Annotated in this window: 15 protein-coding genes; 7 read left to right on the top strand and 8 right to left on the bottom strand. The window is 71.3% G+C overall.

The window, feature by feature from the left end:
• Window positions 1-218: 218 nt before the first annotated feature.
• Complete coding sequence (locus AOK08_RS05655; RefSeq protein ID WP_055524235.1) at window positions 219-809, bottom strand: hypothetical protein; 591 nt, start codon at window positions 807-809, stop codon at window positions 219-221.
• A 419-nt stretch (window positions 810-1,228) separates the two neighbouring features.
• Here AOK08_RS05655 and AOK08_RS05660 point away from each other — a divergent pair, with 419 nt between their 5' ends.
• From AOK08_RS05660 to AOK08_RS05675, 4 genes are all read left to right on the top strand, one after another.
• Entirely contained in the window at window positions 1,229-4,276 is a 3,048-nt protein-coding gene (locus tag AOK08_RS05660; RefSeq protein WP_055524265.1) for a sensor histidine kinase, read from the top strand.
• Window positions 4,273-4,713, top strand: coding sequence for a roadblock/LC7 domain-containing protein (locus AOK08_RS05665; RefSeq protein WP_055524237.1), 441 nt, complete (start codon window positions 4,273-4,275; stop codon window positions 4,711-4,713). Before AOK08_RS05660 ends, AOK08_RS05665 begins: the two co-directional genes overlap by 4 nt.
• Before the next feature lie 9 nt (window positions 4,714-4,722).
• A complete protein-coding gene (locus AOK08_RS05670) occupies window positions 4,723-5,118 on the top strand; it encodes a DUF742 domain-containing protein (protein WP_055524239.1) in 396 nt (131 codons plus the stop codon).
• Between the two features lie 206 nt (window positions 5,119-5,324).
• Complete coding sequence (locus tag AOK08_RS05675; protein ID WP_055524241.1) at window positions 5,325-5,930, top strand: GTP-binding protein; 606 nt, start codon at window positions 5,325-5,327, stop codon at window positions 5,928-5,930.
• A gap of 148 nt (window positions 5,931-6,078) precedes the next feature.
• On the opposite strand, the gene glpK is transcribed toward AOK08_RS05675, so the two are convergent.
• The 4 genes from glpK to AOK08_RS05695 all read right to left on the bottom strand — a co-directional run bounded on the left by glpK (window position 6,079) and on the right by AOK08_RS05695 (window position 11,355).
• Entirely contained in the window at window positions 6,079-7,590 is a 1,512-nt protein-coding gene (gene glpK / locus AOK08_RS05680; protein WP_055524243.1) for a glycerol kinase GlpK, read from the bottom strand.
• A gap of 392 nt (window positions 7,591-7,982) precedes the next feature.
• Window positions 7,983-9,608, bottom strand: coding sequence for a GGDEF domain-containing protein (locus AOK08_RS05685; RefSeq protein ID WP_055524244.1), 1,626 nt, complete (start codon window positions 9,606-9,608; stop codon window positions 7,983-7,985).
• Window positions 9,609-9,742: 134 nt separating this feature from the next.
• Window positions 9,743-10,933 (bottom strand): lipid-transfer protein, encoded by a 1,191-nt coding sequence (locus AOK08_RS05690; RefSeq protein WP_055524246.1) that lies wholly within the window; start codon window positions 10,931-10,933, stop codon window positions 9,743-9,745.
• Window positions 10,930-11,355 (bottom strand): Zn-ribbon domain-containing OB-fold protein, encoded by a 426-nt coding sequence (locus AOK08_RS05695; protein WP_055524248.1) that lies wholly within the window; start codon window positions 11,353-11,355, stop codon window positions 10,930-10,932. The genes AOK08_RS05690 and AOK08_RS05695 overlap by 4 nt, the downstream gene beginning before the upstream one ends.
• 240 nt (window positions 11,356-11,595) lie before the next feature.
• Between AOK08_RS05695 and AOK08_RS05700 the strand changes: the two genes are divergently transcribed.
• Window positions 11,596-12,129, top strand: a complete 534-nt coding sequence (locus AOK08_RS05700) for an NUDIX domain-containing protein (RefSeq protein WP_055524250.1) — start codon at window positions 11,596-11,598, stop codon at window positions 12,127-12,129.
• An 18-nt stretch (window positions 12,130-12,147) separates the two neighbouring features.
• Here AOK08_RS05700 and AOK08_RS05705 read toward each other — a convergent pair whose 3' ends face one another.
• Window positions 12,148-14,493, bottom strand: coding sequence for a glycoside hydrolase family 31 protein (locus AOK08_RS05705; protein ID WP_055524252.1), 2,346 nt, complete (start codon window positions 14,491-14,493; stop codon window positions 12,148-12,150).
• A 181-nt stretch (window positions 14,494-14,674) separates the two neighbouring features.
• On the opposite strand from AOK08_RS05705, the gene AOK08_RS05710 reads away from it, so the two are divergent.
• Window positions 14,675-16,651 carry an acetoacetate--CoA ligase gene (locus AOK08_RS05710; protein ID WP_055524254.1) on the top strand — a complete coding sequence of 659 codons (1,977 nt, stop codon included), beginning with the start codon at window positions 14,675-14,677 and terminating at the stop codon, window positions 16,649-16,651.
• 69 nt (window positions 16,652-16,720) lie between these two features.
• Window positions 16,721-17,614 carry a hypothetical protein gene (locus AOK08_RS05715; RefSeq protein WP_055524257.1) on the top strand — a complete coding sequence of 298 codons (894 nt, stop codon included), beginning with the start codon at window positions 16,721-16,723 and terminating at the stop codon, window positions 17,612-17,614.
• A 104-nt stretch (window positions 17,615-17,718) separates the two neighbouring features.
• On the opposite strand, the gene ptsP is transcribed toward AOK08_RS05715, so the two are convergent.
• Together ptsP and AOK08_RS05725 are read right to left on the bottom strand one after the other, a co-directional pair.
• On the bottom strand, window positions 17,719-19,389 hold the full coding sequence (gene ptsP, locus AOK08_RS05720; RefSeq protein WP_055524259.1) for a phosphoenolpyruvate--protein phosphotransferase: 1,671 nt from the start codon (window positions 19,387-19,389) through the stop codon (window positions 17,719-17,721).
• Window positions 19,390-19,466: 77 nt separating this feature from the next.
• Window positions 19,467-19,916: a PTS sugar transporter subunit IIA gene (locus AOK08_RS05725; RefSeq protein ID WP_055524261.1), complete on the bottom strand. Its 450-nt coding sequence runs from the start codon at window positions 19,914-19,916 to the stop codon at window positions 19,467-19,469.
• Window positions 19,917-20,301: the final 385 nt, after the last annotated feature.

The following is a 20,301-nucleotide window of genomic DNA, read 5'->3' on the forward strand; positions in this document are numbered from 1 at the left end:
GTGTCTTACCGGCCGAGGTTGGTTCATACCAGATGTGATCTTCAACACGCCTACGCGGGCGCTCGATCGCGGGCCGAGGCGGGCAGGAGCGGGGCACGCGGGAAGCCCACGTGCCCGGAGGTGGCGTGTGCCCGGAGGCGCGTTCGCCAAGGCCGCAGAGTTGGCACCGGGTTGACGCCTGGCCTAGCCCAGCTCGGGCCAACCGTCCAGTACCGCCCTCACGGGTGCGACAGCCGCCCGGACCCCCCGCCCTGCCTGCGTATGCGTGCCTCGGTCCGCGCGGTCCGCCGGGCCTTGCGGCGCTCGCGGCGCAGCGCCCGTGCCGTGCTGCTGGGGGTCGACACCACGCCGTTGCGCTGGCGCCAGACCTGGCGCGTCACCCACACGTCGAGTGCGGCCCAGGTCGCCACCACCGTGCTGGCCACGCTGCTGATCGTCATCGGGAAGGCCAGCCAGGAAGAACCGGCCAGCGTGCACAGGAAGGCCACCATCGCCTGGATCAGCGTGACGGAGATGATCAGCACCGCCCGCACGGCCGCCGTACGCACCGGATCCGGCAGCCGGCGCCGACGCGCGGGCTCCTCGACCCACAGTTGCCGGTACGAGGACTGCGTCTGCTCCCTGACCGGCGCGGGGCGTTGCCCGACCGGGGCGGAGGCCGAGCCGAGGGACGGGCCGGTGCCGCCGCTGTCCCCGGTGCCGCCTGTTTCCTGGCCCCTGCCGATGTCCATGACACCCCCGTGCACCGCCAAGGGTGCCGTAATCGCAACGCCGTTCCCGAGCGCTTCGCGTCGTTCCGCCGTGCCCATCACGTGTCACTCCCCACCGCCCAGCAGACCGCCCGTCCCGGTGTCGATGACACCGGCTCCCCAGTGGTTGCCCGGCTTACGCTGTTTTACGCCGCCTGGACGCGGGATGCGGACCCTCCGACGGCCCCGCCACCCAACTCCCGTGTACAAAGACGCTCGACGTGTCTCGAAGATTCCCGTAAAACGAAAAAATCCAGCCAAACGCCCGAGTTGACCGGTGGGTGCCGTCACGATGTCGACTCCGGATTGCAGGAGGCAATCTCCCGTAATGATCGGACAACTCGCCATGTCTCGCCCATAGAACAGCAGTTCAGACCGCAGACTGGTCTTCGAGTTATCCCTGGGTCAGTAGTAGGCTCACGCCGATTATTGACGCACATGTGTACCCCCGAGTCGTCGGGGGCAAGCTGGGGGAGTCCATGCGCTTTCGCGGGAAGTCCATCCGCCGGAAGATCGTGGCGCTGCTCCTCGTGCCGCTGGTGTCACTCACCGCGATCTGGGGCTTCGCCACGGTGCTCACGGGCCGTGAGGCGGCCGACCTGTTCAATGTGTCGTCGGTCGTGGAGAAGGTCAGCTACCCCACCGAGGACGCTGTACGCGTGCTTCAGCAGGAGCGCCGCCAGACCCTCGTCTACCTGGCCGATCCCCGTGCCTCCGACGCGCTGGCGGCCCTGCGGCGCAGCCGCACCGCCACCGACGACGTCATCGCCAAGATCCGCGACAACGCCGACAAAGCCGGTGTGCGCAACTCGATCAGCGACAGCGACAGCGAGCGGCTCACCGCGGTCCTGGAGGCCTTCGACGGCATCGGCGCGCTGCGCCGCGGCATCGAGGAGGGCACCGTCACCCGGACCCAGGCCCTCCGTCTCTACAGCAATCTGGTCGACCCCTGCTACGCCCTGCTGGCCAACCTCCACATCATCGACAACCTGGAGATGGACAAGCAGGCCCGCGCCCTCGTCAACATCGCCCGCGCCCGTGAACTCCTCTCCCGCGAGGACGCCTTGCTCGGCTCGGCCCTGGTCGCCGGCAAGGTCACCCGCGACGAGTCGCGTGCCGTCTCCGACCTCGTGGCACAGCGCACCGTCATGTACGACGTGAGTCTGCCACTGCTCCCGCAGGCGGACCGCGGCCGGTACGAGCGGTTCTGGAAGAGCGCCTCCACCGCACCGCTCCGGGCGGCCGAACAGGCCGTCATCGGGACCGAGTCCGGCAGGCCGCGGGGCGTCACGGCCAAGAGCTGGGACACCACGGCGGGCGACGTCCTCGACGGACTCAGTACGCTCAACGACGAGTCGGCCGACCGCTACCAGGACCGGATCCAGCCGGTCGTCACGGACGTCATCGTCCAGGCCGTCGTCGCCGGCGTCCTCGGACTGGTCGCCCTGCTGGTCTCGGTCTTCCTGTCCGTGCGCATCGGCCGCACCCTCATCCGCGACCTGCGGCAACTCCGCCTGGAGGCCCACGAGGCATCCGGTGTCCGGCTGCCCAGCGTGATGCGCCGGCTGTCGGCCGGTGAGCAGGTCGACGTGGAGACCGAGGTCCCGCGCCTGGAGTACGACAGGAACGAGATCGGCGAGGTCGGCCAGGCCCTCAACACCCTTCAGCGCGCCGCCGTCGAGGCCGCCGTCAAACAGGCCGAACTCCGCTCCGGGGTCTCGGAGGTCTTCGTCAACCTCGCCCGGCGCAGCCAGGTCCTCCTGCACAAGCAGCTCACCCTGCTCGACACCATGGAACGCCGGACCGAGGACACCGACGAACTCGCCGACCTGTTCCGGCTCGACCACCTGACCACCCGTATGCGCCGGCACGCCGAGGGCCTGGTGATCCTCTCCGGGGCCGCCCCCTCCCGGCAGTGGCGCAAACCCGTCCAGTTGATGGACGTCGTACGCGCGGCCGTCGCCGAGGTCGAGGACTACGAGCGCATCGAGGTCCGCAGGCTGCCGAGGATGGCCGTCACCGGACCGGCCGTCGCCGACCTGACCCACCTCGTGGCCGAACTCCTGGAGAACGCCACGGTGTTCTCGCCCCCGCACACGGCCATCCAGGTGCTGGGCGAACGGGTCGCCAACGGATTCACCCTGGAGATCCACGACCGGGGCCTGGGCATGGCGGCCGAAGCACTGCTCGACGCCAATCTGCGGCTCGCCGAGACACCCGAGTTCGAACTGTCCGACACGGACCGGCTCGGCCTGTTCGTCGTCAGCCGGCTCGCCCAGCGGCAGAACGTCCGGGTCTCCCTCCAGCCGTCCCCGTACGGCGGCACCACGGCTGTCGTCTTCGTCCCCGACGCACTCCTCACGGACGACATCCCGGACACCAACGGCATCGGCTTCCGCCTCGACCGCGCCCAGCCCTCCAAGGAGGCCGAGTTCGAGGAGGGCCGCCGGGCCGCGCTCTCCGCCGCCCCCGTACGCCTGCCCGGCCTGCCCGCCTCGCTCATCGACGGGCCGGTCGAACTGGGGGCGCCGGTCGACCTGGACGCCCTCAGCGACTTCTCCGGGCCCTTCGGCGACGCCGACGGCGACCACGTCGTACCTTCCCGGCCGCACCGCCCGACCCCCGCGACGACGGGCGAGACGACCGGCCTGCCCGGCGACCGGCACCAGCAGCCTTCCGTGGGCTGGGGCGCTCCCGGCGGCGCGGCCGGCCGGCCGGGAGACCCCGCGACACTGCCGCGCCGCCGCACCCCCAAGCTGGTCAGCTCCCACGGCCGTCCGGTCACCGAACAGCCGTCCCGGCGCGGCCAGCAGGCGCTGGACGAGCAGCCCGCGGACGGTGCGGTCCCGGCGGGCCAGGACACACTGGCCCCGCTCCCGGCCCGCCGCCGGGGCGAGACCGCGATCCGCCGCGAAGCGGATCGCGGGGACCGCGGCGAAGGCTTCGGCGACCGTACGGAGTCATCGGTGCGGCGCTGGGAGGGCAGAGGGGAAACCACCGGCCGGGGCCTCGACGACCGTACGGAGCCGACGGGATCCAGAGGCTTCCCGGACCGAACGGACATGCCTGCCCCGCTCTTCGGGGACCGGTCCGCCGGCGGCCGTACCGACGCGCCCGCCCGTGGCGTCGGCGGCTGGGCGGACACCGGCCGCAACGGCCTCGGCGGCGGCCTGCCACCGGAGGCACCGGCACTCCCGCAGCGCGGCCGACGCGGCGGCTCCGCCGGGACCCCCGCCCGTCCCGGCGCGGCGGCCGATCCCGCCGAGTCCGGTACGGCGGGGCTGCCCCGCCGCGTACGCCAGGCCAACCTGGCCCCGCAGTTGAGGGACGGCCCCGAGCGGCGCGCGGAACGGACGAAGCCACGTCCCCAGGACGGGGCCGACCCCTTCGACCGCGACGCCGACGAGGTCCGCAGCCGCATGGCCTCGCTACAGCGCGGCTGGCAGCGAGGACGTGACGAGAACGCCGGGGGCGACAACGCCCAGGGCGGCACAGCGCAAGGAACGAGTAAGGGGGACGGTCGATGACCGCACCGAAGGCGATCGGCCAGACCAAGGGTGACAAGGCGGCGGGGGAGCTCAACTGGCTCCTCGACGACCTCGTCGACCGGGTCGCCAGCATCCGCAGAGCGCTGGTGCTCTCCGGCGACGGACTGCCCACCGGGGTCTCCAGAGACCTCAGCCGGGAGGACAGTGAGCACCTGGCCGCCGTCGCCTCCGGATTCCACAGCCTCGCCAAGGGCGTGGGACGGCACTTCGACGCCGGCAGCGTCCGTCAGACGGTCGTCGAACTCGACGACGCCTTTCTGTTCGTGACGGCGGCCGGGGACGGCAGTTGCCTGGCCGTGCTCTCGGACGCCGACTCGGACGTGGGCCAGGTCGCCTACGAGATGACCCTCCTGGTGAAGCGTGTCGGTGTGCATCTGGCGGCTGCTCCGCGCACCGATCTGCCCGCGGGCGGGTAGTGGGATGACATGAGCGGAGACGGCCAGCCCAGCAGCCACTGGTTCGACGACGAGGCGGGACCTGTCGTTCGTCCGTACGCCATGACACGAGGCCGCACCAGCCACTCGGCCCAGCACCGCCTGGACCTGATCGCGGTGGTGGTCACGGAGGCGCACGCGGACGACCCGGAAGCGGATCACACGCTGTCCCCGGAACACGTGGACATCGTCGAACTCTGCCGCGACGCCCCCCAGTCGGTCGCCGAACTCGCTGCCGAACTCAACCTCCCCATCGGCGTGGTGCGGGTCCTCATCGGGGACCTCGTGGACGAGGAAATGGTCCATGTGACGCGTCCCGTGCCCCCCGCCCAGTTGGTGGACGAGAATATTCTGCGTGATGTCATCGACGGCCTCCGGGCGCTCTGAGCGGCGCGGAAGCGGAGTGGAGACGTGACAGGCCGACGGCATCGGGCCGATCGGGGCGGGATCCTCACCCATGTCACAGGCGTACGCGGAACTCCGCGGCGATTCCCGGAAGTCCGCCAAGGCCGCCCGTACGGCCGTGGAAACCCCAGGCGGCGGGGGCTACGGCCCACCGCCGACCGACCCCGAACAAGCAGGAGAAGAGACCGATGATCTTCGGGCGTTCTGAGCGCGGCAAGCCCCCGGTCGAGCCCGTCACGCTCAAGATCCTCGTGGCCGGCGGGTTCGGCGCGGGCAAGACGACCCTCGTCGGCGCGGTCAGCGAGATCAAACCGCTGCGCACGGAGGAACTGCTCACCGAGGCGGGCCGTCCGGTCGACGACACCAGAGGGGTGGAGGGCAAGAACACCACCACCGTGGCCATGGACTTCGGCCGGATCACGCTCCGCGAGGACCTTGTGCTGTACCTCTTCGGGACGCCCGGACAGGACCGCTTCTGGTTCCTGTGGGACGAGCTCGCCACCGGCGCGCTGGGCGCGGTCGTCCTCGCCGACACCCGCCGCCTGGAGGACAGCTTCGCCGCCGTCGACTACTTCGAGCGCCGTTCCATCCCGTTCCTGGTCGGCGTCAACTGCTTCGACGGAGCGGCCCGTTATCCCTCGGAGTCCGTCCGGGCGGCGCTCGATCTCGACCCCAACGTGCCGCTCGTGCTGTGCGACGCGCGCAACCGGGAGTCGGTCAAGGAGGTCCTCATCGGAGTCGTCAAGCACGCGATGTCGTACGCGGCCGACCGCCGCGCGCCCGTCACCACCTGACGGCCCGTCTCCTTGCCCACAGGCACGGCCCGTACCCCCGCCGACCGGGGTACGGGCCGCGGTCCTTGCGGGCACACACGCGCGTGGAGGCGCGTACTCGCGCGTGGCGAGGCACACGCGCGCGTGGAGGTGCCCTGGGGCGGAGGCTCTAGCCCCGGCCGTCGTCCTCCCAGCCGAAGCTCTTCTCCACGGCCTTGCGCCAGTTGCGGTACTCACGGTCGCGGACCGACGTCTCCATGGCGGGTGTCCACTCGACGTCCTCGCGCCAGTGCGACTTCAGCTCGTCGAGGCCGCTCCACACCCCGGTCGCCAGCCCGGCCGCGTAAGCCGCTCCCAGACAGGTTGTCTCGGAGATCCTCGGCCGGATCACCGGCACCCCGAGGACGTCCGCCTGGTGCTGCATCAGCAGGCCGTTCTTCGTCATGCCGCCGTCCACCTTCAGGGTCGTGATGGCCACCCCGGAGTCCTGGAACATGGCGTCCACCACCTCCCGCGTCTGCCAGCTCGTGGCCTCCAGCACCGCGCGCGCCAGATGCCCCTTGGTGACGTACCGCGTGAGACCGGTGACCACCCCGCGCGCGTCGGAACGCCAGTAGGGCGCGAACAGGCCGGAGAACGCGGGCACGATGTACGCGCCGCCGTTGTCGTCGACGCTCGCGGCGAGCGTCTCGATCTCGTCGGCGGTACGGATGATGCCGAGCTGGTCGCGGAACCACTGCACGAGCGCCCCGGTGACCGCGATGGACCCTTCGAGGCAGTAGACGGGAGGCTCACCGCCGATCTTGTAGCCCATCGTGGTGAGCAGACCGTTCTTCGAGGGGACGGGCCGGGTCCCGGTGTTGAGGAGCAGGAAACTGCCGGTGCCGTACGTGTTCTTCGCCGTCCCCACGTCGTAGCAGGCCTGGCCGAACACAGCGGCCTGCTGGTCGCCCAGCGCGGAGGCCACAGGGACGCCCGCGAGCGGGCCCACCGCGGTGCCGTACACCTCTGAGGAGGACCTGATCTCGGGAAGCATCTTCTCGGGGACGTTCATCGCGGCCAGGATGGACGTGTCCCACTGGAGGGTCTCCAGGTCCATCAGCATGGTGCGGCCGGCGTTGGTCACATCGGTGACGTGCCGTCCGCCGTCCGTGCCGCCCGTCAGGTTCCAGATCAGCCAGGAGTCGATGGTGCCGAAGGCGATCTCGCCGCGCTCGGCGCGGGCGCGCAGCCCCGGCACGTTGTCCAGCAGCCAGGCCGCCTTGGGGCCCGAGAAGTAGCTGGCCAGTGGCAGCCCGGTCCGCTCGCGGAACCGGTCCTGCCCGTCGGCGCCCCCGAGTTCGCGGCAGAGGTCCGCCGTTCGTGTGTCCTGCCAGACGATCGCGTTGTGAACCGGCTTGCCCGTGGCGCGGTCCCACAGGACCGTGGTCTCGCGCTGGTTGGTGATACCGAGCGCGCTGACCTCGTCGGCGCGCAGCCCGGCCTTGGCGAGCGCGCCCGCGACCACCGCCTGGACCTTCGACCAGATCTCGGTGGCGTCGTGTTCCACCCAGCCGGGCCTGGGGAAGATCTGGCGGTGCTCGCGCTGGTCGACGGCGACGATCGCGCCGTCCCGGTCGAAGACGATGCAGCGGCTGGACGTGGTGCCCTGGTCGATCGCGGCGACGAACCTGTCCGTCATGACGTCCCCTTCGTGGAAGGCTCCGGAAGTCCGCGGCCCCGGGCCCGTGCCCGGTGCGATCCGGCCCCGGACGGCCTCGCGGAGTGCGTTGCGATGGCTGCTTCGGCCGGGGGCGGGGGTCTCCCGCGCCCACCCGGTGTCCGTGACGAGCGTGCTGCGGCAGCCGAATCGCGCGCGGGGGAGGGCCCGTGGCTCAGGAGGGCCCGCACGGCGCGTTGTCCCAATACGCCGAGAATGTGCGGCGATGCCGACCGACACCGGAAGTGTTCTGCGGCTCCCTGTGGGCGTCAAGGTCGGCGACGGCAATGGTTTCGCGGCGCGCGTTCACCGGGAGACGCGGTGGCGGGCATCCCGCGGCGGCTTCCCGGCCGAGGCGGCTCGTCGCGCCGGGCTCACCCCGCCTGGGCTGGTTTCACCCGAGAACCCCGCCGGATCTCGTGCCCGGGCAGGCCCGCCCGTCCGATCACCCAGCTCGCCCCGTCGAGGGACTTCGCCGCCTGCTTCAGCGGTGCGAGGAACGCGGCGGCCTCCCGGTGGTCCATGACGCTGCCCGGCACGCACAGGACCGTCGCCAGGGACAGCGTGACGGCGTGTCCGCCGGCGGACCAGGGCGCGTCGAGCACGGCCGACGCCGGCGGATCGAGGCCCTCCGGGTCCGCGAGCACCAGGAAGTCGTCCCCTCCGATGTGCCCCACGCGCGTGTCGCCGGACGCCGCCTGGGACAACGCCCGCCCCACCGACCGGATCAGCTCGTCACCGGCCGCGAACCCGGCGCCGTCGTTGACCCGCTTGAAGTGGTCGACGTCCAGCCAGCTCAGTGCGAACTCCCGCCCATCCGCGATCCGTCGGTCCACCTCCCAGGTGATCGCGTCCGAACCGGGCAGCCGCGTCAGCGGATTGAGTCCCGCCGCCTCCTCGACCCGGCTCTCGGCGAGCGCCCGTACGAGATCCGCCAGCCGTACGACGCCCACGCACCGCCCGAACCGGTCGACAACCGCCACGTCGTCGGACGTACGGTCCAGGTCACCGTCCGCGAGGACGTCCAGGACCTCCCAGGCGGTCGCGTCGGCGCCGATCGTGCGCGGCGGGTCGCAGAGCTTGGCGGCGGGCCGGTCGGCGTACAGGGCATGCCCGTAGCGCCCCGACATCGACAGCAGGAACCGGGACCGGTGCACCGACCGGACGGGCACACCCCCCTCGTCCACGAGCACCACCCCGGACACATCGGGCGACCCGGTCAGCAGCGCCCGCACCCGGCCCGCCGACGCGTCCGCCGGCAGCAGTGCGGCGGGCCGCACGAACTGCCGCACCGACGGCCCGGAACGAGGCGCTGCGACCGTCCCGGGGGAGACCGGCGGTACGTACACGTCCACCACCGGAAGTCTGGCCGGCGGGGCGAACAACTCGCCCTGGGCCAGTTGAGCCCCGGCCGACACCGCGGCGGCGCACTGCAGTTCGGTCTCCACGCCCTCCACCGACAGCAGCGCGCCCAGGTGTTCGCACAGCGTCCGCATCGCCCGCACCGCCGCCGGGCGGGCCAGCAGGGACGCGTCGAGCTTCACCAGGTCGGGGGCCAGATCCGTGAGCAGCCGCAGCGGTACGTCCCCGTCGCCGACGCCGTCCGCACAGATCCGGAAGCCCTGGCTCCGCAGCACGGCCACCGCCTCCAGCAGCGCCCGCTGCGGCACATGGGTGAAGGGCGGGCCTATGTCGACCGTCACCTCCCACGGCAGCCGGCCCGCCTCCCGTACGGCGTCGTACAGGTCTGCGAGCCCGCCGAGATCGGCGAGGGTGCCGGCGAACGCGTTGACGTGGAGCGGCAGCGGCGTCCCACGGCCGGCCGCCGCCCGCACCGCCAAGGCGGCCAGCCGGCCGTCGAGTCCGGGGTCACGGCGAGCCCGCGCGAGGATGTCTCCGCTCTCGGGCCGGGCCAGCACCTCCAGCGCCGCCACGCCGCCGGTCGTCAGGTTGACGACCGGCTGGAACGCGAAACGGAGAGCGTCCGTCCAGGAGGGCACGGGAGCATGATCGCGCCCCCGCCCTTCCCCTGGGCCCAGTTCACGAGGTGTTCACGCATGATTCCGGGTTGGTCACACAGCGTGGAGGTTTCGGGCCGGAGCACACCCGTGCGATCCGCCCCGGCGCCCGCGCCTCACCGCACCGCGATCACCGAGGAACCGTGCCCGAACAGGCCCTGGTTGGCCGTGATGCCCACCCTGGCCCGTGCGACCTGCCGGTCACCGGAGTCGCCCCGCAACTGCCAGGTCAGCTCGCACACCTGAGCGATGGCCTGCGCCGGCACGGCCTCCCCGAAGGAGGCGAGGCCGCCGCTGGTGTTGACGGGTATGCGCCCGCCCAGGGTTGTCGCGCCCTCCCGCAGCAGCTTCGCCGCCTCACCCTCACCGCACAGGCCCAGATCCTCGTACCACTGCAACTCCAGAGCCGTGGACAGGTCGTAGACCTCGGCCAGGGAGAGATCCTCGGGGCCGATGCCCGCCTCCTCGTAGGCCGCCCGCGCGATCGACGCCCGGAACGTCCCGGCCGCCGGCTCCACCGCCATCGCCGAGTCCGTGGCGATGTCCGGCAGGTCCAGCACGGTGGTGGGGTAGCGAGGTGTCACCGTGGACACCGCCCGGATCCGCACCGGCTCCGCCACCCCGTGCCGGCGCGCGAACTCCATGCCGGTGAGCACCAGGGCGGCTCCGCCGTCCGAGGTGGCGCAGATGTCGAGCAGCCGCAGCGGATCGGCGACCACCGCGGACGCGGCGACCTCGTCGGCGGTGACGCGTCTGCGGTAGCGGGCGTTCGGATTGAGGGCCCCCAGAGCGGCGTTCTTCACCTTGACCTGCGCGAAGTCCTCCAGAGTGTCACCGTGCACGGCCATTCGCCGCCGCGCGTACAGCCCGAAGTACGTCGGATTCGTCGCCCCCAGGATCCGGAACCGCAGCCAGTCCGGATCGTCGGACCGGTCCCCGCCGGCCGGCCGGAAGAACCCCTTCGGTGCCGAGTCCGCGCCCACGACGAGCACCACCTCGGCAAGCCCGGCGAGGATCTGCGCGCGTGCGACGGCGACCGCCTGCGCCCCGGACGCGCACGCCGCGTACACGCTGGTCACCCGGGCACCCTGCCAGCCCAGCGCCTTGGCGAACGTCGCCCCCGCAACATACCCGGGATAGCCACCGCGCACGGTGTCCGCGCCCACGACCGAGTCGACGGCCCGCCAGTCGATCCCCGCGTCGGCGAGTGCCGTGCGCGCGGCACTCGCGCCGTACTCGGCGAAGCCGCGCCCCCACTTGCCCCAGGGGTGCATGCCCACACCCAGCACCGCCACATCTCCGCTCATCCCACCGCCCCCGTCGGCCGCCAGTGCCAGGTCGTCCAGGTCGTCTCCGCGTCCTCGTGGAGCACCCCCGGGACGACCTCCACCTCCATGCCCACCGTCAGATCGGCGACGGTGACCCCGGGAGCCGCCTGTCCCAGCACCACCATCCGCTCGGACTCCAGCTCCACAGCGATCAACGCGTACGGCTCCCACGGAAGTTCCGGATCCGTCACATAGGGTGACGGAGGTCGGTACCGGCCGTCGGTGTACGACCAGACGCGCCCGCGCGTGGACAGCGGCACCTCGTCCAACTCGCCGCCCGGGCACCCCGGATTGCGGCAGTGGACGTCCTCACGGGGGAAGAAGACCGAGGCGCAGGCCGAGCATCGGGTGCCGAGGAGCCGGAAACCGTCCCCGTCCTCCGTGAACCACCCGGCGACCACAGGCGTACGGACGCGTGCCACATCCCCTCCAGAAACCCGGATCTGACGGAACGTCAGAAGTGTGGCACGGCCCCATCGAATTGGGCAGCCGTCGCACAGAACCGAACACGCCCTTCGTGCGTCGTCGTATCGGTAGAGGCGGCCGGGGTCCACGGGGGTGGTCCCGGCCGCCTCTACCGCAACTCGGGTCCCGGGTGCCCCGGAAGGCCTCCGTCCGCATGATCGGATACAGTCCGCCGCGTGTCCGTAAAACAACTATCAACTGACAACTCCGCGCCGGGCTCCCACTGTTCGAGCTGCGGAGCGCCCTACGGAGAGGGCGTTTCCGGCTGGCCCCGCACCTGCCCCTCCTGCGGCTCCGTGGCCTACCGCAACCCGCTGCCCGTCGCGGTTGCACTCCAGCCCGTCTACGACACCAAGGGCACCGCCCTGGTCGTCATCACCCGAACCATCGCCCCCGCGCGCGGAGGCACCGCCCTGCCCGGCGGATACGTCGACCACGGCGAGGACTGGCGACAGGCCCTCGTCCGGGAACTGAGGGAGGAGACAGGCATCGAGGCCGCGAGCCGTGACGTCCGGCTCGTCGACGCGCTGAGCTCGCCCGACGGCCACCTGCTGCTCTTCGGAACCCTGCCCGAACGCCCCGCCGACCAACTCCCGCAGTCCGCGGCCACCGACGAGACCGACGGCTGGCATCTGCTGCGCAGGCCCGAGGAACTGGCCTTCCCACTGCACACGGTGGCCGCACGCGCCTGGTTCGAGGGCCGCTACTGAGCCGCCTCAGGACCCGCCTCAGGACCCGCCGAGCCCGCGCACACGCACGGGGCGGGACGGCTCGACCACGCCGTCCTCCCCGTCCCGTTCCACGACCACCCGGCGCCCCTCCCAACGCGTGACATACCGCTCGACCTCCGGCTCCGCCCACCCGTCACCCGCGTCCAGCACCAGCAGCCCGCCCCCGGTACGCCCGCGGGCGGGCGCCCACACCTCCAGCTCCAGGCCACCGTCGTCGCCCCGCACGGGCACCACGGCACCCGCGCGCGCGAGAACCGGAATCCGCGACAAGGGGGCGTCGACCAACACCTGCCCGGGCCCCTCGTACGCCCGCTCCGTCACCGTGTCGTACCAGCGCCCGCGCGGCAGCCGCACCGCACGCCGGTCCGCCCCCGGACCGAGCACCGGCGCCACCAGAAGACAGTCACCCAGCAGGAAGGCGTCCTCGCACTCGCGCAGCGACCGCTCCTCGGGCGCACCCCACCACAACGGCCGCACATAGGGCGCACCGGTGAGGCGCGCCTGATGCGCCAGCGTCATGAAGTACGGCATCAGACGCCGGCGTTCGGCGAGCACCACGCGCGCGTGTGCCAGGACGTCCGCACCGAACTCCCAGGGCTCCCCACGCGTGCGGAACAGCGGCAGGTGGGCGCCCAGTTGGAGCCACCGCAGATACAGCTCGGGCGACGGGCTCCCGCCGGAGCCGCCCACATCGGTGCCCGAGTAGGGCACCCCGCACAGCCCGAGGCCCATGACCAGCGACAACGACGCCCGCAGCCCCGGCCAGCCGGTCGCCACTGTCCCCGACCACGCCCCTCCGTAACGCTGCATACCGGCCCAGCCGGAGCGGGAGAATATGAACGGCCGCTCCTCCGGGGCCAGTTCACGCAGCCCCTCGTAGGCGGCCCGCGCCATGCACAGGCCGTACACGTTGTGCGCCTCGCGATGGTCGCCACCGGGCCCCTCCAGGACATGGCGGGCCGAACGCGGCAGGGTCGGCTCCCCGAACGCGGTGAAGGACGTGGGCTCGTCCCTGTCGTGCCAGAAACCGGCGAACCCCTGCCCGAGCCGCTCCTCGTGCAGCCGGCCCCACCAGGCACGCACACGCGCGTGCGTGAAGTCGGGAAGGACCGACTCCCCGGACCCCGCGACCCCCCGTACGAGCCGCCCCGACGCGTCCCGTACGAAGACGTCCTCGGCGTTCCCGCTGTCGTACACGCTGTTGCCCGCCTCGGCCCTGACCGCGGGCTCGACGACCGACACCAGCCGTATGCCGTCGCGCCGCAGATCCTCGGCGAGCGTCGGCAGCTTCGGAAACCGTTCCCCGTCGACGGTGAACACCTGGTGCCCGTCGAAGTGGCCGGAGCCGAGATGCACAGCGTCGAGCGGCAGATCGCGCTCCTGGTGGCCGGCGACGATCCGCCGCACCTCCTGCTCGCCGCCGAGACCCCGCCGCGCGTGATGGTGGCCCAGCGCCCACGAGGGCGGCAGAGCGGGCGCACCCGTGAGCGTGGCCCAGGTGTGCAGCACGCGCGCGGGAGTGCCCACCATGATCCAGCAGCGCAGCGGCCCGCCGTCCATCCGCAGCTCGGACGTGCCGGCCCGGTCATGCCCCGAACCCGCGCCCTCCTCACCCTCCCGCAGCGTCACCGTCCCGTCCCAGGAGGTGTCCTGGAACACCAGATGGGTCGCCGCGTCGGCCACCACCAGCTGCACCGGCATGGTGATGGACAGCGGATCCTCGCCGGGACCGAAGGCGCGACGGGGATCCGTGTTCCACAGGCGGTACGTCCCATCGCGCAGCCGGGGCCCCGAGGCGCGCCCGCCGAGCCCGAAGAACCGCGCGTCCGCGGCCACCTCGGAACGCTGCGTCCAGCGGCTCGTGCCACCGTCCACGGGCTCCCACCAGCGGGGCGGCAGCTCTCGCCGCAGACTCACCCCTCCGGGGGTCAGCACCTCCACCGCACCGTGCCGCGACACCACGACCGTCACCCGCTCGGCCACGACCCGCCAGCCACCGTCCGTGTCCGGCTCCAGCGAGGCACGGGGATCCGGCTCCGGACCGTTGCCGGCGAGCGCGTACGACGGCTCGGGACCGGCCCCGTCCCAGCCCCAGAAGACCGCCCCGTTGACGGCGACAGCGATCCGCAGCTCGGATCTCGCGAACCGGACGACACCACCACCGGGACCCGGCTCCACGCTCTCGACGGGCCCGGGAACCCGCGCGCGCTCGGTACCCCGCGGCGGCAACCCGGCGGCGTCGACACGCCTGCGGCGCCAGGCGGCCCGCACGGTACGCAGCCCCTGAGCCGCACCCGCCGAACCGACCGCCTTCACCGAACGCACCAGGTCACGACCATCCATGCTGCTCAGCCTGCCACCGACTTCACCCGACAGGAGCACTGTTCAGCAGCCGTTCACCCTGGTAGGGGGCACATTTTCATCTCCACGACACGGCCCCCGCGCGGCGCGCCCTGGTGCCCGAGTCGATCAGATGGCATGGTCCGAGGCAGTCGTGTCACGCGCACAGTCCGGGAGCCGCCCCATGTCCACCACGAACCCCACGCCTCTCTGGCAGCCCGACCCGGAACGCATCGCCCGGGCTCGGATCACCAGGTTCCAGGCGTGGGCGGCCGAACGGCACGGAGCCCCCGCCGACGGCGGCTACGCGGCCCTGCACCGCTGGTCAGTGGACCACCTCGACACCTTCTGGCAAGCCGTCACCGAGTGGTTCGACGTCCGCTTCTCGACGCCCTACGCGCGCGTGCTGGGCGAACGCTCGATGCCCGGCGCGCAATGGTTCCCCGGCGCGAAACTCAACTACGCCGAGCACGCCCTGCGCGCCGCCGACACCCGCGCGGACGAACCGGCCCTCCTGCACGTCGACGAGACCCACGAACCCCGCCCGGTCACCTGGTCCGAGCTGCGCCGCCAGGTCGGCTCCCTCGCCGCCGAGCTGCGTACGCTCGGAGTGCGCCCGGGAGACCGCGTGAGCGGCTATCTCCCGAACGTTCCCCAAGCCGTGGTCGCTCTGCTCGCCACCGCCGCCGTCGGCGGCGTATGGACGTCCTGCGCCCCCGACTTCGGCGCCCGCAGCGTCCTCGACCGCTTCCAGCAGATCGAACCGGTCGTCCTGTTCACCGTCGACGGCTACCGCTACGGCGGCAAGGAGCACGACCGCCGTGACACGGTCGCCGAACTCCGCCGCGAACTGCCCACCCTGCGCGCCGTCGTCCACATCCCCCTGCTGGGCACCGAGCCCCCCGAAGGCGCCCTGGAATGGTCCGCCCTCACGCGCGCGGACGTGGCCCCCGCCTACGAGCAGGTCCCCTTCGACCACCCCCTGTGGGTGCTCTACTCCTCGGGCACGACGGGCCTCCCCAAGGCCATCGTCCAGTCCCAGGGCGGCATCCTCGTCGAGCACCTCAAGCAACTCGGCCTGCACTGCGACCTGGGGCCCGAGGACCGCTTCTTCTGGTACACGTCCACCGGCTGGATGATGTGGAACTTCCTCGTCTCCGGCCTCCTGACGGGCACGACGATCGTCCTCTACGACGGCAGCCCCGGGTACCCCGACACAGGGGCCCAGTGGCGGATCGCCGAACGCACGGGGGCGACCCTCTTCGGCACCTCCGCCGCGTACGTCATGGCCTGCCGCAAGGCCGACGTGCACCCCGCCAGGGATTTCGACCTGTCCAAGGTGCAGTGCGTCGCCACGACCGGATCGCCACTGCCCCCCGACGGATTCCGCTGGCTGCACGACGAGTTCGCGGCGAACGGGCCCGAGATGTGGATCGCCTCGGTCAGCGGCGGCACGGACGTGTGCTCCTGCTTCGCAGGAGCCGTGCCGACCCTTCCGGTGCACATCGGCGAACTCCAGGCGCCCGGACTTGGCACCGACCTCCAGTCCTGGGACCCGGATGGAAGACCTCTCGTGGACGAGGTCGGCGAACTCGTGGTCACCAACCCGATGCCGTCCATGCCCATCCACTTCTGGAACGACCCCGACGGCAGCCGCTACCACGACAGTTACTTCGACACCTATCCCGGAGTGTGGCGCCACGGCGACTGGATCACCCTCACCGCGCGCGGCTCAGTGATCATCCACGGCCGCTCCGACTCAACGCTCAACCGCCAGGGCGTACGCATGGGTTCGGCCGACATCTACGAAGCCGTCGAACGGCTCCCCGAGATCAAGGAATCCCTCGTCATCGGCGTCGAACAGCCCGACGGCGGGTACTGGATGCCGCTCTTCGTCCACCTCGCCCCCGGAGCCGTCCTCGACGAGGCCCTCCTGAACCGCGTCAAGCGGACCATCCGCGAACAGCTCTCCCCGCGCCACGTCCCCGACGAGGTCATCGAGGTCCCCGGAATCCCGCACACCCTCACCGGCAAACGCATCGAGGTCCCGGTCAAGCGCCTCCTCCAGGGCAGCCCTCTGGAGAAAGCCGTCAACCCCGGCTCCATCGACAACCTGGACCTGTTGCGCTTCTACGAGGAGCTGGCCCGCAAGCGCGCCTGACCCGAGGGCCGTTGTCAGTGCCCACCGTTACTGTGAGTGAGCATTGATCGACAGCACGCAGGGGGAACCATGACGAACACCGGCCACTCGACCATGCGGCGCGTTCTGCGACGAGAGATCGCGGGCACCATCGGCCTGCTCACCGACGAGCACGACTTCCGGGCGATGCGCCGCTACCGCACCTTCACCTTCCAGAACCACACGGCATACCTCAACGAGGTGGAGGCTCTCCTGAAGAGCCTCGCCGCCCAGGGCAGCCACACCACCGTCGCGCTCTTCGACCCCGAGGAGTACGCCGAATTCTGCGTCGCCTCCGGCCTCGACCCGGACGCCCCGTCCAGCCGCACCCGCTTCACAGCGGAACTCGCCACCACGGGCCCGACCGTTCCGTACGACGGCCGGCCTCTCGCCGAACTGCTTCCGTACCTGGTCGACGAAGCCGTCCGACAGGCGACCTGGGAGTACGCCGCCACACTCCTGGCCCGGATCGGCGCCTGCGCGTCCTGCGGTGAGGACATCGGACACGCGGCCTTCGCCCGCGCCTCCGACCTCGTTGCCCGCATCCTCGACACCGCTCCACCGGGAAACAGGCACCTCGTCTGCAGTGTCACGACACCGGCCGAGACACTCCTCGCCGTTCTCCACGCGGACGACGACAGCGCGGGCGCCAAAGAACTCGACGAGGCCGAGGCCCTCGAATTCACCACGGTCCTCGCTCTCGGCCTCGCCACCCGGAGCCCCGGCGGTCTCGTCATGCGCACCACCGCTCCCGGCACCACCGACCGCGTCTACGGCTGGCGCCTGCGCGGCAACGGCGTCGAGCCACTGACGGCCGGCGAGGTCTTCGACGCCTACTGCACCGATGCCGAATCAGGCGACCTCATCTCCCCGGAATCGGACGTCGACTACTGCACACCTCCCGGCCTGGGAGGAGAGCAACCCACGACGGGCCACCCGCACTGAACGAGAAACGGGCGAGGGGCGCCCACCAGAAGTGGAACACCCCTCGCCCGACGAACGGTCCACACCGACCCCGTCCGAACGACTGACCGGCAGTCGTCGGCCGACTACTCGCCCGACAGCACCGCCTGAGCGGCGTCGCGAGCCTCGTCGGCGCTGTCCGCCGCCCGGGCCGCAGTGGCGGCCCGCTCGCACTGCGCCAGCGTGTACTTCGCCAGCGACGCCCGCACATAAGGAATCGAGGCCGCACCCATGGAAAGAGAGGTGACACCCAGACCGATCAGCACACACGCGAGCAACGGGTCCGACGCCGCCTCACCACAGACCCCACAGCTCTTGCCCTCGGCCCGCGCCGCCTCGGCGGACAACGCGACCAGGTCGAGCAGCGCGGGCTGCCACGGATCCTGCAGACGGGAGACCGCACCCACCTGACGGTCGGCGGCGAAGGTGTACTGCGCGAGGTCGTTGGTTCCCAGAGACAGGAACTCGACCTCCCGCAGGATCGAGCGCGCCCGCAGCGCGGCTGACGGAATCTCCACCATGGCACCGAACTTCGCCCGGAGCCCGGCCTCGCGGCAAGCGTCCGCGAACGCCTTGGCATCGGCCCGGTCCGCGACCATCGGAGCCATGACCTCAAGGTGGACGGGCAGCCCCTCCGCGGCCTTCGCGAGCGCCGTCAGTTGCGTACGCAGCACATCGGGGTGGTCGAGCAGCGTCCGAAGACCGCGCACGCCCAGAGCCGGGTTCGGCTCGTCGGCCGGCGTCAGGAAGTCCAGCGGCTTGTCCGCGCCCGCGTCGAGCACCCGGACCACGACACGCCCCTCCGGGAACGCCTCAAGAACCTGCCGGTACGCCTCGATCTGCTTTGCCTCGGACGGCGCGTTCTTGCTGTCGTCCAGAAAGAGGAACTCGGTACGGAAGAGGCCGACACCCTCGGCCCCCGCCTCGACGGCGGCCGGTACGTCCGCGGGCCCGCCGACGTTCGCCAGCAGTGGCACCTTGTGACCGTCCGAGGTGGCACCCGGCCCGGTCGAGGCTGCCAGCGCCGCCTTGCGCTCGGCCGCTGCCGCCCGCAACTCGGCCTTCTTCTCCGCACTGGGTTCGACGAAGATCTCCCCGGTGCTGCCGTCCACCGCGATCACCGTGCCCTCGGCGAGCTCACCCGCACCGGGCAACGCCACCACAGCGGGGACACCGAGAGCCCGCGCCAGGATCGCGCTGTGGCTGGTCGGCCCGCCTTCCTCGGTGACGAAGCCGAGCACCAGAGTCGGGTCCAGCAGCGCGGTATCGGCGGGGGCGAGATCGCGGGCGATAAGGACGTACGGCTCGTCACTGTCGGGGACACCGGGCATGGGGACCCCGAGAAGCCGGGCGACGATACGATTCCGCACGTCGTCCAGGTCGGCCACACGGCCGGCGAGGTACTCGCCGGCACCCGCCAGGAGAGCGCGATACGCGGCGAACGCGTCGTACACCGCGCGCTCTGCCGTACTGCCGACCGCGATACGCCGATCCACGTCCGCCATCAGTTCAGGGTCCTGGGCCATCATGGCCTGCGCCTCAAGCACCGCCTGGGCCTCGCCGCCCGCCAGATTGCCGCGTGCGTTCAGGTCCGCCGCCACGGCGTCCACGGCCTGGCGGGCACGCCCCTGTTCGCGATCCGCGTCCTCCGCCGGGATCTGCTTCGCAGGCGGTTCGAGCACCGCCGTTCCCATGTGCCGAACTTCGCCGATCGCCACACCGTGGCTCACGCCGACGCCTCGCAGCGTTGTCACCATCTCACCGTCTCCGATAGTGCGGCGGGTCCCGCCGCCGCATTGGGCTTCCTGCTTACGGTCCTGGACCGGGGCTGCGGTCACTGCCAGCCGAAGAGGCTGTCACCAGCCTTCACGTCGCCGTTCTCCACAAGGCCGGAGAGAGAACCGACGGTGGCTTCGAGTGCCACGATCGGGCACACCGGGGACTTACCGGCGGCTTCCACGGCGGCCGGGTTCCAGCGCACCACGGCCTGACCACGCGTCACGGTGTCGCCCTTGTTGACGAGCAGCTCGAAGCCCTCACCGTTGAGCTGCACGGTGTCGATACCGAGATGGGTGAGTACACCGTGTCCTTCGTCATCGACGACGACAAAGGCATGCGGGTGGAGCGAGACGATGACGCCGGTCACGGGGGCGACGGCCTCCGAGGGCTCACGGACGGGGTCGATCGCGGTTCCGGGGCCGACCATGGCCCCGGAGAAGACCGGATCCGGCACGGCGGCCAGTCCGATGGCGCGTCCTGCGAGAGGGGACGTCACGGTGGTCAAGGGAAGCCTCCCGGGGTGGAGATTCAAACGGGCCGTCGCTGCCTGTTCCCGGACGGCACACTGTTGAGCAGCGTATGTCATATGAAGTGACGGTTCCGTATGAGAGACGTCGGTTGGCGTCCCTGGAGGGCCGCGCAATCGATTTGCGTCCGCTCCGACGGCCCGTGTACAGTCGTTCTCCTGCCTGGGGCGGAGCGACGCGATCAAGTGTCCTCGCCCGGCAGCATTCAACTCGTCAGATCCTATCCCGGGGTCCTTTTCGGCATGCCTGCTGAATGGTGGTCAGGGGGACGGAAAAACGCTGATAGAGTTGGAACCGCCGGAAAGGGAAACGCGAAAGCGTAAACCTGGAAAGCACCGAGGGAATCGGAACCGGAAACGGTCT

The organism is Streptomyces graminilatus, from assembly GCF_001418565.1.
GTDB lineage: Bacteria > Actinomycetota > Actinomycetes > Streptomycetales > Streptomycetaceae > Streptomyces > Streptomyces graminilatus.